This is a genomic window from Burkholderia sp. Tr-20355, from assembly GCF_017104685.1.
Classification (GTDB): domain Bacteria; phylum Pseudomonadota; class Gammaproteobacteria; order Burkholderiales; family Burkholderiaceae; genus Burkholderia; species Burkholderia seminalis.
Genome location: NZ_JAAGPK010000025.1, coordinates 37,404 through 51,951, shown reverse-complemented (window position 1 = coordinate 51,951; position 14,548 = coordinate 37,404). Strand labels below are relative to the sequence as shown.

General features: G+C 68.4%; 13 protein-coding genes and 2 pseudogenes. 6 read left to right on the top strand and 9 right to left on the bottom strand.

What is annotated here, in order from left to right:
- Positions 1 to 28: 28 nt before the first annotated feature.
- Positions 29 to 832 (bottom strand): ABC transporter substrate-binding protein, encoded by an 804-nt coding sequence (locus G3N62_RS09295; protein WP_059559189.1) that lies wholly within the window; start codon positions 830 to 832, stop codon positions 29 to 31.
- Between the two features lie 358 nt (positions 833 to 1,190).
- Here G3N62_RS09295 and G3N62_RS09290 point away from each other — a divergent pair, with 358 nt between their 5' ends.
- A complete protein-coding gene (locus G3N62_RS09290; RefSeq protein ID WP_080287798.1) occupies positions 1,191 to 1,475 on the top strand; it encodes a hypothetical protein in 285 nt (94 codons plus the stop codon).
- A 4-nt stretch (positions 1,476 to 1,479) separates the two neighbouring features.
- Here the strand turns inward: G3N62_RS09290 and G3N62_RS35925 are convergent.
- Positions 1,480 to 1,614 (bottom strand): annotated as a pseudogene (locus G3N62_RS35925) (ankyrin repeat domain-containing protein); the annotation flags it as partial.
- 135 nt (positions 1,615 to 1,749) lie between these two features.
- Here G3N62_RS35925 and G3N62_RS09285 point away from each other — a divergent pair.
- Complete coding sequence (locus tag G3N62_RS09285; RefSeq protein ID WP_059559191.1) at positions 1,750 to 2,613, top strand: LysR family transcriptional regulator; 864 nt, start codon at positions 1,750 to 1,752, stop codon at positions 2,611 to 2,613.
- A gap of 53 nt (positions 2,614 to 2,666) precedes the next feature.
- Here G3N62_RS09285 and G3N62_RS09280 read toward each other — a convergent pair whose 3' ends face one another.
- From G3N62_RS09280 to G3N62_RS09270, 3 genes are all read right to left on the bottom strand, one after another.
- Positions 2,667 to 3,140, bottom strand: a complete 474-nt coding sequence (locus G3N62_RS09280) for a nuclear transport factor 2 family protein (protein ID WP_124608488.1) — start codon at positions 3,138 to 3,140, stop codon at positions 2,667 to 2,669.
- Between the two features lie 56 nt (positions 3,141 to 3,196).
- A complete protein-coding gene (locus G3N62_RS09275; RefSeq protein WP_124670750.1) occupies positions 3,197 to 4,381 on the bottom strand; it encodes an amidohydrolase family protein in 1,185 nt (394 codons plus the stop codon).
- Positions 4,382 to 4,447: 66 nt separating this feature from the next.
- Positions 4,448 to 5,647, bottom strand: a complete 1,200-nt coding sequence (locus G3N62_RS09270; protein ID WP_124670751.1) for an amidohydrolase family protein — start codon at positions 5,645 to 5,647, stop codon at positions 4,448 to 4,450.
- 462 nt (positions 5,648 to 6,109) lie between these two features.
- On the opposite strand from G3N62_RS09270, the gene G3N62_RS09265 reads away from it, so the two are divergent.
- Entirely contained in the window at positions 6,110 to 6,760 is a 651-nt protein-coding gene (locus tag G3N62_RS09265; RefSeq protein ID WP_034187609.1) for a glycine zipper 2TM domain-containing protein, read from the top strand.
- 236 nt (positions 6,761 to 6,996) lie between these two features.
- Positions 6,997 to 7,506, top strand: a complete 510-nt coding sequence (locus tag G3N62_RS09260) for a GNAT family N-acetyltransferase (RefSeq protein WP_049031242.1) — start codon at positions 6,997 to 6,999, stop codon at positions 7,504 to 7,506.
- A 114-nt stretch (positions 7,507 to 7,620) separates the two neighbouring features.
- On the opposite strand, the pseudogene G3N62_RS35920 reads toward G3N62_RS09260, so the two are convergent.
- Positions 7,621 to 7,801 (bottom strand): annotated as a pseudogene (locus G3N62_RS35920) (hypothetical protein); the annotation flags it as partial.
- Between the two features lie 429 nt (positions 7,802 to 8,230).
- Between G3N62_RS35920 and G3N62_RS09255 the strand changes: the two are divergent.
- A complete protein-coding gene (locus G3N62_RS09255) occupies positions 8,231 to 9,589 on the top strand; it encodes an aspartate aminotransferase family protein (protein ID WP_124670752.1) in 1,359 nt (452 codons plus the stop codon).
- Between the two features lie 55 nt (positions 9,590 to 9,644).
- Here G3N62_RS09255 and G3N62_RS09250 read toward each other — a convergent pair whose 3' ends face one another.
- Positions 9,645 to 10,820 carry a M20 aminoacylase family protein gene (locus tag G3N62_RS09250; RefSeq protein WP_124670753.1) on the bottom strand — a complete coding sequence of 392 codons (1,176 nt, stop codon included), beginning with the start codon at positions 10,818 to 10,820 and terminating at the stop codon, positions 9,645 to 9,647.
- A 29-nt stretch (positions 10,821 to 10,849) separates the two neighbouring features.
- Entirely contained in the window at positions 10,850 to 12,082 is a 1,233-nt protein-coding gene (locus G3N62_RS09245) for a diaminopropionate ammonia-lyase (RefSeq protein ID WP_124608483.1), read from the bottom strand.
- Positions 12,083 to 12,263: 181 nt separating this feature from the next.
- Between G3N62_RS09245 and G3N62_RS09240 the strand changes: the two genes are divergently transcribed.
- Positions 12,264 to 12,740 (top strand): Lrp/AsnC family transcriptional regulator, encoded by a 477-nt coding sequence (locus G3N62_RS09240; RefSeq protein WP_059559204.1) that lies wholly within the window; start codon positions 12,264 to 12,266, stop codon positions 12,738 to 12,740.
- 75 nt (positions 12,741 to 12,815) lie between these two features.
- Here G3N62_RS09240 and G3N62_RS09235 read toward each other — a convergent pair whose 3' ends face one another.
- A complete protein-coding gene (locus G3N62_RS09235; RefSeq protein WP_049033783.1) occupies positions 12,816 to 14,540 on the bottom strand; it encodes a tannase/feruloyl esterase family alpha/beta hydrolase in 1,725 nt (574 codons plus the stop codon).
- Positions 14,541 to 14,548 lie beyond the last annotated feature (8 nt).

Sequence of the window (14,548 nt, the reverse complement as noted above, 5' to 3'; positions counted from 1 at the left end):
GTGCCTGTCCATTGAATGAATCACCGGGTCACGGCGCCGAAGTCAGCTGCTGCTTCGCGCCGTAGATGTCGAAGTCGAAATATTTCGCGGCGATCTTCTGGTATGTGCCGTTCGCGCGGATCGCGACGATCGCGTCGTTCAGCCGCTTCTTCATGTCCGCGTCGCCCTTGCGCACGCCCATCGCGACGCCGTAGCCGGTGATCCGTGCGTCGGTCACGTCGGGGCCGGCGAACGCGTAGCCCTTGCCGCGCGGCGTCTTCAGGAACGAGTAGCCGGCTTGCGTCTTGTCCTGGAAGGTCGCGTCGAGGCGGCCGTTGACGAGATCCTGGTACACCTGGTCCTGATTCTGGTAAGAGACGATCGTCACGCCCCGGGTCGCCCATTCGGCCTTCGCGTACGCCTCCTGGGTCGTGCCCTGGTCGATCCCGATGCGCTTGCCCGCGAGCGACGCGGCGGTCGGCAGCAGCTTCGAGCCGACCGGCGCGACGAGCGCACCCGGCGACGCATACAGCTTGTTCGAGAAGTCGATCTGCTTGAGCCGCTCGTCGGTGGCCGTCATCGCCGACATGATCACGTCGAACTTGCGCGCGCGCAGCGCCGGAATCATCCCGTCGAAGCCCTGCTCGACCCACACGCACTTCGCATGCAGCTGCTCGCAGATCGCATTGCGCAGGTCGATGTCGAAACCGGCGAGCGAGCCGTCGGGCTGCTTCGCCTCGAACGGCGGATACGTGGGGTCGATGCCCCAGCGGATCGTCGACGTGTCCTGGGCGAACGACACGAGCGGCGCGAATGCCAGCGCGGTAACGAGGAGCGTTGCAGTGCAGTTCATGGCGGGTCCTTGCAGGTCTCGACGCGGCGGGCGACGCCGGCGTCCGGTGGAGGCGCCGCGCCGGAGAGCCGGCGCGGTGCGCGAAAGGCGGGACTTCGATGAGACTGGGATGCAGTCTAGACCGCATAAATTTCGAGTGCAAGCAGGGAAACAAGGGAGCGCGATGGACCGACGGGAGATGAGGACCAGGGAGGCAGGGGAGTCTTCGATTCAACGCATTTCTATGCGGAATTCAGGTGCTCCCGTGCGCGACACCCGTCCGCGACGAAACGCAAGAGATAGCGGTCTATACCGGTAGCCGTGGCGATAGATTGCCCGATGTTTCATCGAACCTGCCGGTCACTCGCTCCATACCGCAGTGGACTTCCGCGGCGATCGTCCAACCGCGCGGGACCTGTTCGACTTGTGCCTGGTCATCGATCGGGAGCCGGCAAGCTTGATCGAAACCGCTGCGTTTCCCGTTCGGCATCGCGACACGTTTCTGCGTTTGCTCAACGAGCCTCGCACGTTCGTACGGCCGCGGTTCGACGACATCCGGACACTCGGCTACACGCCGTCGTTCGACTCTTGTGTTGAACTCGCCGACGCCTTCCTGCGAAAACTCCCCGGCGGCACGCCCGAGCCCAAATCGCGCCGCCGCTAACCCCGGCCACGCCCGCATCGATCAGCCTGCGCACCGTCTCGACACGACCGCGTTCGGCCGCCGGATTCAATGCGGTGTCGCGATACCGGTGCGTGCCGCGCAGGTCGGCGCCGGGCGCGAGCGTCATCCGCAGGATGTCGTCAGGCGCCTCAAAAGCCCGCGAAACGCGCCGCCCCAAGTCCGGCCAAACCGCGATTGCCCGCGCCGTCCGCGCATGTTAAAAGTCGTCGCATGCATGTGGAAATGCAATGCTCGAATCTGCAAAAGTGCAAAAATGAATAGACCCCTGTTCGACCTCGACCTGCTGCGCGCGCTCGTGATGGTCGCCGACTGCGGCAGCTTCACGACGGCTTCCGCGCGCCTGCATTCGACGCAGTCGACGGTCAGTCAGAAGGTGCGCCGGCTCGAGGAAATCGCCGGCCACCGCCTGCTCGATCGCGGCACGCGCGATGTCCGGCCGACCGATGCGGGCGTGACGGTGCTCAGCTATGCGCGGCGCATGCTTGCGTTGAACGACGAAATGCTGGAAGCGTTGTCGGGCGCCACGGTCGCGCTGACGATCCGGCTCGGCGTGCCCGACGATTTCGCGGCGGGCCGCACGACGCACGCGCTCGCGGCATTCAAGCGCGAGCATCCGCAGGTCAAGCTCGAAGTGACGTGCGGGCTGAGCCGCGACATCTGCGCCGCGTACGATCGCGGCGAACTCGATCTCGTGCTGATCAAGCAGCGGCGCGACAGCCGCGAGGCCGTCGTGCGCTGGCCCGAGAAGCTGCGCTGGATCGACAGCGCGAAGCATCCGTCGATCGATCTCGACCCGGTGCCGATCGTCGTGTTTCCGCCGCGCGGGCTCTACCGCGACGACATGATCAAGGCGATCGAGGAGCGCGGCCGCCGCTGGCGCATCAGCTTCACGACGTCGAGCCTGAGCGGCATCCAGGCGGCCGTCGCGGACGGGCTCGGCATCAGCGTGCTGCCCGCGCGCGTGGTGACCGACGAGCACGTCGTGCTGACCGCGAAGCAGGGCTTCGCGCCGATCGAGAACATGGATATCGCGATCCTGCACCGGCCGACGGCCGACCCGATGGTCAGCGAGCTGACGAAAGCGCTCGCGGCAATGCTGGAACTCGAGGGGCGATAAGCCGCGCGGGTTTCATCCAGGGGCAACGCACGAGGCTCACTGCCCCGGACATGTCAGAACATCGTGTTGCCGTTCGCGGCCTGCTCGGGCACCGGCTGGTTCACGTCCCAGTGCTCGACGATCTTGCCGTGCTCGAGCCGGAAGATGTCCATGATCGCGCTGCCGCGCGTGCCGGGTTCGCGCACCGCGTGCACGTGCAGGATCACGTAGTCGCCGTCGACGAACGAACGCTTGATCTCGCTGTGCGACTGCGGATAGGTGTCGCGCAGAAAGGCGACGAACTTGCGGAAACCGTCGCGGCCGTCGGCCGCGTTCGGGTTGTGCTGCACGTAGCGATCGCCGACATACGCGAGCGCGGCCTCCGCATCCTTTTCGTTGAGGCCTTTCTCGTAGAACGCGAGCACCGTCCGCCGGTTGGCTTCCTGCCGCGCATCGGCCGGATCGGCCGCCACCGCGTGCGCGGCCGTCACGGCGAACAAGGCCGCCGCCGTCCATCGTGCGGCCCGTGCCGCTGTCGTGCGTCGCATCGTCGTCTCCCCGGAAATCCGGCTGAAAACCCGATCATACCGGCGCGACGCCATGCTCAGACGAGTGCGCCGTCGCGCGCGACGATCGCCCCCGACGATACGACGAGACGCCGCACCGGCCGCGCGACGACGGCCTCGGCGAACGTCAGCGCGTCGACGAGCACGACGTCCGCACGGCTGCCCGGCTGCAGCCCGTAATCCGCGAAACCGCAGCCGTGCGCCGCACCGTGCGTCACGCAGTCGAGCGCGACTTCGAGCGCATCGTCGCGGCGGAAATCGTTGCGCATGCCGATCAGCATCGCGCGTTCGAGCATGTCGGGCGAACCGTACGGCGTCCACGTGTCGCGTATGCCGTCGTTGCCGCCGATCACGATCACGCCCGCCGCGCGGCACGCGGCGACCGGCGGCACCGGCACCGCCGCCGGCGCGGTCGTGACGATCGCCACCCCGAGCGCGGCCATTCGCGCGAGCAATGCATCGCGCTCGCGTTCGGCGAGATCGCCCAGGCAGAAACCATGACTGATCGTGACCTTCCCCTGCATGCCGTGCGCGGCCGTGCGCTGCAGGATCAGGTCGAGCGAATACGCGCCCATCGACCCGCGCTCGTGCAGATGGATATCGAGCCCGCGGCCGTGACGCTCCGCGATCGCGAACAGCACGTCCACCGCCTCGACCGGATCGCCTTCGATCGCGCACAGATCGAGTCCGCCGAGCAGGTCGGCGCCGGCGCCGAGCGCATCGGACAGCAGCACATCGGTGCCCGGCCGCTTGAGTACGCCCGACTGCGGAAACGCGACGATCTGGATGTCGACTTGCCCGCGCAGCGTCTCGCGCGTCGCGAGCACGCCGTGCAGGTGGCGCAGGCCCGCTTCGGTATCGACGTCGACGTGCGTGCGGATGCGCGTCGTGCCGGCCGCGAGGAAGGCTCGTGCCAGCGCGAGCGACGCGGCGCCCGCGTCGTGGCCGCTCGTCGCGCGATAGTGGCGTTCGTTCTCGATGCGGTCGACGAGACGCGGCCCGACCTGGTTGCGATACCACGGCATCCCCCAGTGCGTCTTGTCGAGATGCGTGTGGCCTTCGACGAGGCCGGGCAGCGCGAGCGCGCCCGCGCCGTCCTCGATCACGCAGCCGGCGGGCGCGTCGAGCGACGGGCCGACACGCGCGATGCGGTCGCCTTCGATCAGGATGTCGAGTGCGGTGTCGGCGCTCGTGCGGACGTTGCGGATCAGCAGGTTCGTCATGTCGATTCCGGTGAAGTCGGTCAGTGCAAGGCCGGCACGGCGCATGCCGTGCCGCCGGCCGGTGGGTCAGCGCGTGAAGCGCAGCGACGGCGCGAACGGCGCCCCCGTATCGCTTTCGCCGCGGCGGAACACCCAGCGTTCGGCCGGCACGCCGGCGACGGCCGCCGCCGCGTTCGGCGCGCGCACCGCGACGAAACTCGCATCGCAGCCCACCGCGATGCCGTAGTGCGCGTTGCCGATCACGCGCGCGCCGGCGTACGTCGCCATGTCGAGCGCGATGCCGAGCGCTTCGTCGGTGTAGAAACCCGACCGGTAGCCGACCATCATCGCGCGCTGCAGCATGTCGCCGTTGCCGTACGGCCACCACGCGTCGCGAATGTTGTCGTTGCCCGCGAACACGTGCACGCCCGCGTCGCGCAACAACCGCACCGGCGGAAACGCGCAATCGCCCGGCGCATTCGTCAGGATCGATACGCCCGCTTCGGCCAGCGCCGCCGCGGTGCGCCGGACATCGTCATCGCTCACCTGGCCGAGCGCGTACGCATGGCTCACGTTCACGCGCCCGCCGAGCCCGGCCGCACGCGTGCGCGCCGCGATCCGCAGCAGTTGCGCGATGCCGATCTCGCCCGGCTCGTGCAGGTGGATGTCGATCTTCGCGCCGCGTTTCTCCGCGATGCCGAACACGATGTCGAGCTGGCCGTCCGCGTCGCCGTCGAGCGTCGTCGGATCTATCCCGCCCACGACGTCCGCACCCTCGCGCACGGCCGCGTCGAGCATCGCGGCCGTGCCCGGGCACGTCACGACGCCGGCCTGCGGAAACGCGACCAGTTCGATGTCGACGATCCCGCGCCATTGCTCGCGCGCGGCCATCACGGCCTGCAGGTTCGACAGGCCCGTCGTCGCATCGACGTCGACGTGGCTGCGCATCGCGATCGTGCCGAATGCGGCGGCCTGCGCGATCAGCGCGTTCGCGCGCTCGACGATCGGCGGTGCGGCGGCAAGCTGGCGCTTCTCGACCGCGAGCCGCTCGCGCAGCGAACCGACCGATTCGTGCGGCACCCAGCGAGCGCCGACGAAGCTCTTGTCGAGGTGGATGTGGCCGTCGACGAAGCCGGGCAGCACGACGCGGCCGTCGAGGTCGATGGTCTCCGCGCCGGGCGCGGCTGCGCAATCGGCGCCGATCGCCGTGAAGCGGCCGTCGCGGACGACGAGGTTGACGGGCTGGCCGCCGGCATCGACGGCATTGATGAAGAATCGTTCGGTCATGGCCTGGAAGGTGGGGCGGTCGCGGCGCGCCGCCGGCGCGGACAGGGAAGGATCCGTAGCCGGCGCGACGCGACCGCTGGCAGAGAATCCGGCCACGATATCGGACGCTGCCGCCCGCGGCCAATTAAATGTCGCGATGCCGCGCATTCGATTTCGCGATGTGTGCCGCACACGCCCGCCGGGTCTCGCGTGACGCAGGGGTTCGATCGCAACGGAGGGCCGACACGCCGCATGAAACAAGCGGGCCGCATCACCGGCACGCGGATGACTGGAAACCGCTTCGCGCCGTTGTCGGGCCTGGCTCGAACGCCGCGCCGGCGCAGCGATTTACGCGGCAACAGACTTTACACGTTGTTACCCGGCCGCACCGGACGCGCATCCGGCCATTCCTTATACTCACGCCGAGTTCGCCACCCATGACGGGAATCCATCGGCGGACACGTTGCCGATGCAGGAAACATCATGATGCGCATGCCCTCCACGAAGACCGTTCTGTTCGCCTCGCTCGTCGCCGTGGCGGCGCTTCCCCTGACCGCCTGCGTCGCACCCGGCTACTACGGCGCGCAGCCGGGCTATCCGCAGCAGCAGCAATACGCGACGCCCGGCTACGCGCAGCCCGCGTATTCGCAGCCGGGCTACGTGCAGCAGCAACCGGCGTATCCGAACCCGGCGCCGCAGCCGTACGATCAATACGGCAACCCGTCGCAATACGGCTCGCAGCCGTATGACCAGTACGGCAACCCGCAACAGCAATACGCGAATCCGTACGGCACGCAATACGGCACCGTCGCGAACATCCAGCCGGTCAACGGCTCGGTCGGCCCGTCGGGCGTGGCCGGTACCGTCGTCGGCGCGCTCATCGGCGGCGTGCTCGGCAACCAGGTCGGCCGCGGTCACGGCCGCGATGCGGCGACCGTCATCGGCGCGCTCGGCGGCGCGGTGGCGGGCAACCAGATCGGTCAGCAGATGGGTGCCGCGCAGGGCCCGAGCAGCTACCGGATCGACGTGCAGGTCAGCGACGGCTCGATGCGCTCGTTCGACGTGCAGTCGCCCGGCAACCTGCGTCCGGGTGACCGCGTGCAGATCAACGGCAATCAGCTGTCGCGGTATTGATTGATGCCCGTTGCGTGCGCGTGATCTGATCGCGCGCACGTCGTCCCTTCCGTCACGCCGGCACGGCCGCGTGACCCGCCATGCGCGCACGGCCGCCACGCTCCGGCGCCGCCGAAATGCGCAACGCGCCGAACGGCGCCACGCGACATCCGAATTCCCATTAGGATGAGGACGATGCATCCCGCGGCTACGGCAGCCCGCGCCGGCATGCACGCCTCTCAACCGGAATCCCGCCGATGACGATCACGACCCGCCTGCTCGATGCGGCCGACGCCGCCCGTTTCCAGACCGTTCGCCTACGTGCGGTCGATACCGCGCCCACGTCCTTCCTGCCGACGCTCGACGAGGAATCCCAGGTGCCGGTCGACGAATTCGCGACGCGCCTCACGCCGAACCACGAGCGCGCGGTGTTCGGCGCGTTCGACGGCGATACGCTCGTCGGCATCACCGGTGTACGCCGCGATGCGCGCGCGAAGATCGCGCACAAGGCGACGATCTGGGGCGTGTTCGTCGAGCCCGCGTATCGCGGCCGCGGCATCGCGCAGGCGCTGCTCGAAAGCGCGACCGAGCATGCCGCGCAGGCGTGGCAGTGCAAGCAGCTGATGCTGTGCGTAAACGAGGTCAACGGCAACGCGGAGCGGCTGTATGCGTCGCAAGGGTTCGTGCGGTTCGGCACGGAGCCGCGCTCGATGTTCGTCGACGGCCGGTTCTACGACGAGCACTACATGATCAAGACGCTCGCGTAACGCGTTCACGTTCGTCCGCTTCCGTATTTGCCGTTGCGTTCGCGTGCATCGGCCGACCACGCCGCACGCGAATGCCCCCCTCGCCTCATGGCATCGCCGCTTGTCGGTGATCGTCACGTTCGTCGGCGTCATCGCGCTTCATGTTGAACGTTTGGACCGGCCCCGGCGACGTGACTGTCGGCGTGCCCATTGCGACGGGCGTGCCGAAGTCGCAGTTGCCCGTCGTCGCGCCGGGGATCGGCCGCACGGCAGGCGGGGGCGGCGTGCCGTTGCAGTCGGACGCGCCCCGGCCCCTGCGCGACGATCGCCTGGAAGCGTGGTGGGTCCCGCCGTTCGGCGTCAATTCATACGTCGTCGTACCACATAACACCATCCAGGCAGGATCATATCAAGGCAGATTCCTGTCTTCGACTGCACTCTCATTGGTTCGATGCTATGAATGTGTGCGCACACTCACTTCTGACAGACCGTCTCTAAAGATACGTTGTCGTACCTTTATGCGCAAAAACTTTAGCTAAAAATCCTCGTCGGATTCGATCGCCTCCCGCGCCAATTCGCGCGCCGGTCAGTATCCGGCACAGCTTCGATTCACTCGCGCCATCTTGAAATCGAACAGGACGCGCCCGGGCGTTCCCCCGCCATCACGCCTCGGGAATTCCGCCCCTGTTCAGCCCCCTGCCGCCCGCGCTATCGTTTCTCCTTGTTCACAGCCCAGGAGCTGCCTTTGCCTTCCCGCCACGGAGTCGACCTCATCCGCGCCCGCGCCTTGTTCGATCGCGAGCGCCAAGCGTTCACCGAAGCCATGCCGGTCTCCCGCGCGCTGTCCGCGGAAGCGTCCGAGCACCTGCTGTTCGGCGTGCCGTTGCACTGGATGCAAGACTGGTCGACACCGTTCTCGCTGTATGTGAAGGAGGCGCGCGGTGCGACGTTCACCGACGTCGACGGCCATCGCTATGTCGATTTCTGCCTCGGCGATACGGGCGCGATGTTCGGCCACGCGCCCGAACCGGTCGCCCGCGCGCTCGTCGAACAGGCCACGCGCGGTTATACGACGATGCTGCCGAGCGAAGACGCCGCATGGGTGTCGCGCGAACTCGCGCGCCGCTTCAAGCTGCCGGTCTGGCAATTCGCGCTGAGCGCGAGCGACGCGAACCGCTTCGTGCTGCGCTGGGCACGCGCGGCCACCGGCCGCAACACGATCGTCGTGTTCAACGGCTGCTATCACGGCACGGTCGACGACGTATTCGTCGATCTCGTCGACGGCCGCCCGGTTCAGCGCGACAGCCTGCTCGGGCAATCCTACGACCTGCTCGCCAACACGCGCGTCGTCGAATTCAACGACCTGGCCGCGCTCAAAGCCGCATTGAAGGATGGCGACGTCGCGTGCGTGCTGGCCGAGCCCGCGATGACGAACATCGGGATGGTGCTGCCCGACCCGGGCTTCTGGGCGGCCGCGCGCGAACTGACGCGCCGCTACGGCACGCTGCTCGTGATCGACGAGACGCACACGATCAGCAGCGGCCCCGGCGGCTATGCGGTCGCGCACGCTCTCGAACCGGACATGCTGGTGGTCGGCAAGCCCATCGCGGGCGGCGTGCCGTGCGCGGTATACGGCTTCAGCGCCGAATTCGCGGAACGCGCGAAGCAGGCCAAGCTGAACGCGCCGCCCGGCCATTCGGGCATCGGCACGACGCTTACCGCGAACATGCTCGCGATGCATGCGATGCGCGCGACGCTGGCCGACGTCGCGACCGACGCCGCGTATGCACACATGTTCGAACTCGCCGCGCGGCTGGCGACGGGGCTCGAGCAGGCGATCGCGAAACACCGGCTGCCGTGGTGCGTGACGCGCATCGGCGCGCGCACCGAATTCCAGTTCGCGTCCGCGCCGCCGCGCAACGGCACGCTGGCCGGCGCGCAACTCGACAGCGAACTCGAGCACATCGTGCACCTGTACCTGCTGAATCGCGGCGTGCTGATCACGCCGTTCCACAACATGATGCTCGTGTGTCCGCAGACGACGGCCGACGATGTCGACCGGCTCGTCGCGCAGTTCGACGCGTGCCTCGGCGAACTGGTGTGACGTGACGACGCGCGGGACGGTGCTCGCGCGAGCGCGTACCGTCCCGCAGCACGCGCTACGCGGCCCGCAACGCCCGCCGCGCCACTTCCGCGAAATACCGCGCGCCCACCGGCAGGATCGCGTCGTTGAAGTCGTACGTCGCGTTGTGCAGCGGCACGCCGCCGTGGCCACCCGCTTCACCGTTGCCGATGAACACGAAATTGCCGGGCACCGCCTGCAGGAACGCGCCGAAATCCTCCGAGATCATCATCGGCTGCACGTCGGCATTCACCGCCTCCGCGCCCGCGACCTGCGCCGCGGCCCGCACCGCCGTGTCGACCCATTCCGGCGAATTCACGGTCGGCGCGAACTCGTGCGTGTACTCGAACGTGCAGGTCGCGCCATGCGTGCGGCAGATTCCTTCGCTGATCTCGCGCATCCGCGTTTCGAGCAGCGCCTGCACGTCCCGCGAATAGCTGCGCGTGTCGCCCTTGATCGTCACGGTTGACGGCAGCACGTTGCGCAGCCCGTCGGTGATGAACTCCGTGCACGAAATCACCGCCTGCTGGCCCGGGTCGAGATTGCGCGACACGATCGTCTGCAGCGCGAGCACGACCTGCGCGCCGATCACGATCGGATCGATGCCCATGTGCGGCCGCGCCGCATGCGTGCCGCGCCCATCGATTCGGATCACGAAATTGTCCTCGCTCGCCATGATGCCGCCGGCGCGTGTCGAGAACGTGCCCGCGCGCATGCCGGGCATGTTGTGCGCGCCGAAGATCGCGTCGACCGGAAAGCGCTCGAACAATCCGTCGGCCATCATCGCCTTCGCGCCGCGGCCGTGCTCCTCCGCCGGCTGGAAGATGAAGCGCACGGTGCCGTCGAAATCCTTGCGCTCGGCCAGCAGTTGCGCGGCGCCGAGCACCATCGACATGTGGCCGTCGTGCCCGCACGCATGCATCTTGCCCGGCGTGCGCGATGCATGTTCGCGGCCCGGCGCGTGCTCGGCGATGTTCAGCGCGTCCATGTCCGCGCGGATGCCGATCGCGCGCTTGCCGGTGCCGGCCGTCAGGTTCGCGACGAGCCCGGTGCCGCCGATCCCGCGATGCACGTCGAGCCCGAGCGTCGTCAGGATGCGCGCGACGTAGTCCGACGTGTTCACTTCCTCGAAACCCGTTTCAGGATACTGGTGCAGATGGCGGCGCCAGGTCTTCAGTCGCGCCTGCAGCGTGCTTTCCTCGATTGTTTCCATTGCGTTCGCCTCGTCGGTCGTCATGTCGTTCAGGCCGCCACCGCCACGCGGTCCAGCCAGTCGCGCTGCCGCGCGCGCACCGCGTCGGCCGTTTCGCCGACGCAGTGCCGGTACACGGACGGCGCCGTCGCGCCTTCGGTATTGATCGCCAGCACATGCGCGTTCGCGTCGAGCCCGGCCTGCCGCGCGAGCGCCGGGTCGCGCATCAGTGCCGTCAGGCCAGCCACGCCGGCCGCGCCCGATTCGCCGGCGACGACCGGCACGTCGCGGGCGCTGCCGGCCGCAAGGCCGCGCATCGCCTGCACCGCGTCTTCGTCGTCGATCAGCATGAAGTGGTCGATGCACCTCTCGAGGAAATCCCATGCAAGCGGCGACGCCTCGCCGCACGCGAGCCCGGCCATCACCGAATCGACGCTGCCGGTCGCCTTCGTCGCACGGCCGGCCAACGCGCTCTGGTACAGGCAATCGGCCTGGCGCGGCTCGACGACGACGAAGCGCGGCCGCCGCACGCCGTCGCGTTCCCAGAGATAACTCGCGACGCCCGCGGCGAGGCCGCCCACGCCACCCTGCAGGAACACGTGCGTGAACGGCCGCCCGTCGTCCTGCGCCGCCTGCGCGGCCGCTTCGGCGGCGATCACGCCGTAACCCTGCATCACGTCGCGCGGAATCGCTTCGTAGCCGTCGTACGACGTGTCCGACACGACATGCCAGCCGTTCGCCTGCGCGAGCTGCGCCGCGCAGACGACCGATTCGTCGTAGTTCCCCGCGATGCGCACGATCCGCGCGCCGTACGCCGCGATCGCGCGTTCGCGCTCGGCGTCGACGTTCGCGTGCAGCACGATCACGCAGCCGCAGCCGATCGCGCGCGCGGCGGCGGCCAGCGCCCGGCCGTGGTTGCCGTCGGTCGCGCTGATCACCGTCAGGTCGGCCAGCTCCGCCGCGTACGCGCCGGTGACGAGCCCACGTGGCTCGAGATCCCGCGTGCGCCGCAGCCGCTTCACGAGCCGCACCAGCGCGATCGGCGCGCCGAGCGCCTTGAAGCTGCCGAGCGGCGAGCGGCACGACTCGTCCTTCACGCGGACGCTCGCGACGCCGAGCCGCGCGGCAAGATCGGGCAGCGCGCGCAGCGGCGTGCGCGCGTTGCCGACGAGCGGCCAGTGCGACAGCCATGCGCCGCTTTCGTCGGCCGATGCGATGTTCATCACGCGACGCAGCGCGTTCGGGTACGCGGTGCGCGACGCGCGCGGGTTGGCGATCAGCATGGCGGAGGGCTCCTGGGGCGGGACCGCGCGGGCGGTCCGTCGGGTGGGTCGGATCGGGCGAGCGCCAGTTGCGCTCGCCGTCGGTTCGAAAAATAATATTGCGCGGGCCGGTCAATAAAATCGCCAAATCGACGGCTTCAACGCAAAAATTTCTCATTCTTTCGAAGGCTCACGCGCGATCATGACGACCCCACTCGATGCGTTCGACCGCAAGCTGCTGGCGGAGCTGCAGCGCGACGCGCACACGCCGCAGGCCGAGCTCGGCGCGCGCGTCAACCTGTCGACCGCCGCCGTGAACCGGCGGCTGAAGCGCCTCGCGGAAGACGGCGTGATCGAGCGCTATACGGCCGTGATCGCGCCGGACAAGGTCGACCATCCGCTGACGATCGTCGTGAACGTCGAGGTCGAGAGCGAGCAGATCGATCAGCTCGATGCGATGAAGCGCGCGTTCGAGCGCTGTCCGCAGATCCAGCAGTGCTACTACGTGACGGGGGAATGGGATTTCGTGCTGATCCTCGCGGTGCGCAACATGGATCAGTACAACGCGCTCACGCGCGAGCTGTTCTTCGCGAACAACAACGTGAAGCGGTTCAAGACGCTGGTGAGCATGAGCCGCGTGAAGGTCGGGCTCGACGTGCCGCTCGATCTCGGCGAGTAAGTACGCGCCTGCCGGCAAAAATGAAACGGCCGGCGCGAGACTGCCCGCGCCGGCCGCTTCCCGTCGACGGCTACGTCAACGACAACTGAAGCTCGCCGCCGAATTCACGTCGCCCGAGCCGTTGTAGCGCGCGACCTGCGGATACGGGCACAACGGCCGCGTGCGTCCCGCGCCCCACGAGGCGGGCACGTCCGCATTCGGCACCGCGTTGGTCGTGTCGCGCGCGGCGGCCACGATCGCGGCAGGCGCCTGGCCCTGCTCGACCCACGCGACGAGCGGCGTCAGCATGTCGAACTGGTCGGCCGCCGGCCCGCCCGAACAGTGGTTCATCCCCGGCACCGGATAGAAACGCGCGAAATCCGACGCATCGCCGCCGTTCGCCTGCGCGACCTTCGCATACCAGTCGCGCGTATCGTTGAACGAGAACACCGGGTCGCCCGTGCCGTGATAGACGAGCAGCTTCGCGCGGCGCGCCTTCAGCGCGGACAGGTTCGTCTCGTCGGGCGGCGTCATGAACGACCATGAAGATTGCGTGTACACGCCGTTCGTCGCGAAGATCGCCGGTGCATCGTTGTCCATGTCGAAGCCGAGCGCGAAACCAGGCAGGTTCGCGAGCGCCGCGGCGGTTTTCGGCGGCGTCATGAACGTGAACGCCATCGCGGCCGGATCGAGCGAGACCGAATTCGACTGCTTCCACGCGGCCCAGCCGCCGCCGGCCACGCCCGGATCGTACGGAAAGCTCGCGTAGAGCGCCGTGCCCGCGCTGTTGCGCGCCCCCGTGAACACGTTCTCCAGCGCGGTCTTCTGCGCGGGCGTGAGGCAGGCGCCCGTGCGGGTGCCGTTCGCGCAGGTCGGGATATCGGCCTCGACGCTGAAATGCGCCTGGCACGCGGCGACGTCCTGCACCATCCCGTCGGCCGCGCCGTCGAGCGCATCGCATTTCTCGAGGATCTTCGCGCCGACGAACTGCCGCTCCGCATCGTTGAAGCCGCTGCGGATATCCGGCAGCCCGTTCGCGCCGGTCGCCGACGCGATCTTCGCGAACTGCTGCGCGCCGTACATCTCGCCGATCGCCGCCTTCGGCAGATGGAAACCCGGATCGCCCGCGATGATGCCGTCGTAGTCGGCCGGGTTGCGCACGGCGGTGACCATCGCGTGACGGCCGCCGTTCGAGCAGCCGCCGAAATAGCTGCGATCGGGCGCCTTGCCGTACGCGAGCCGGATCACCTGCTTCGCCATCGGCGTGAGCGCATCGACCGCGCCGTAGCCGTAGTCGATCCGCGCCTGCGGATCGAGGCCGAACAGCGGGTTCTGCGCGGCGCTGTGCCCGGAATCCGAGCTGATCACCGCGAAACCCTGGTTCAGCGCGTCGGTCAGGGGCCCGCCGCCGCCGATCTCGCCGGTCGCGGTCACGACGTTGCCGTCGAGCCCGCCGTTCGCCTGGTAGAAGAAGCGGCCGTTCCACGCTTTCGGCAAGCGCATCTCGAAGCCGATCGCATAGGTCTTGCCGTCCACCGCGCTCACGCGCTCGTTCATCTTCCCTTCGATCACGCAGTGCTCGGCGATCGGCTTGCCGGCCACCGTCAGCGCGCCGGCGGCCGCGGTCGTCACCGACGTGAACGACGTGTTCGCATACGCGAGCTTCGCGGCAAGCGCGTCGCAGGTCTGCGCCATCGCGGCCGGCGTCGCGGCGCTCAGGTGGGTCGGCGTGGAACTGACCGAGTCGTCGCCACCGCAACCGGCGAGCATGGCCGCCGCGGAGAGCGGCGCGATGCAGAGGAATGCAGATTTCCTGTTCAAGATATCTC

Excerpts from the sequence above, each read along its gene's own strand:
- G3N62_RS09275 (WP_124670750.1), bottom strand. The coding sequence starts at position 4,381 with ATGACGAACCTGCTGATCCGCAACGTCCGCACGAGCGCCGACACCGCA.
- G3N62_RS09240 (WP_059559204.1), top strand. The coding sequence starts at position 12,264 with ATGACGACCCCACTCGATGCGTTCGACCGCAAGCTGCTGGCGGAGCTG.
- G3N62_RS09280 (WP_124608488.1), bottom strand. The coding sequence starts at position 3,140 with ATGCGACGCACGACAGCGGCACGGGCCGCACGATGGACGGCGGCGGCC.
- G3N62_RS09250 (WP_124670753.1), bottom strand. The coding sequence starts at position 10,820 with ATGGAAACAATCGAGGAAAGCACGCTGCAGGCGCGACTGAAGACCTGG.
- G3N62_RS09265 (WP_034187609.1), top strand. The coding sequence starts at position 6,110 with ATGATGCGCATGCCCTCCACGAAGACCGTTCTGTTCGCCTCGCTCGTC.
- G3N62_RS09295 (WP_059559189.1), bottom strand. The coding sequence starts at position 832 with ATGAACTGCACTGCAACGCTCCTCGTTACCGCGCTGGCATTCGCGCCG.
- G3N62_RS09245 (WP_124608483.1), bottom strand. The coding sequence starts at position 12,082 with ATGCTGATCGCCAACCCGCGCGCGTCGCGCACCGCGTACCCGAACGCG.
- G3N62_RS09285 (WP_059559191.1), top strand. The coding sequence starts at position 1,750 with ATGAATAGACCCCTGTTCGACCTCGACCTGCTGCGCGCGCTCGTGATG.
- G3N62_RS09270 (WP_124670751.1), bottom strand. The coding sequence starts at position 5,647 with ATGACCGAACGATTCTTCATCAATGCCGTCGATGCCGGCGGCCAGCCC.
- G3N62_RS09260 (WP_049031242.1), top strand. The coding sequence starts at position 6,997 with ATGACGATCACGACCCGCCTGCTCGATGCGGCCGACGCCGCCCGTTTC.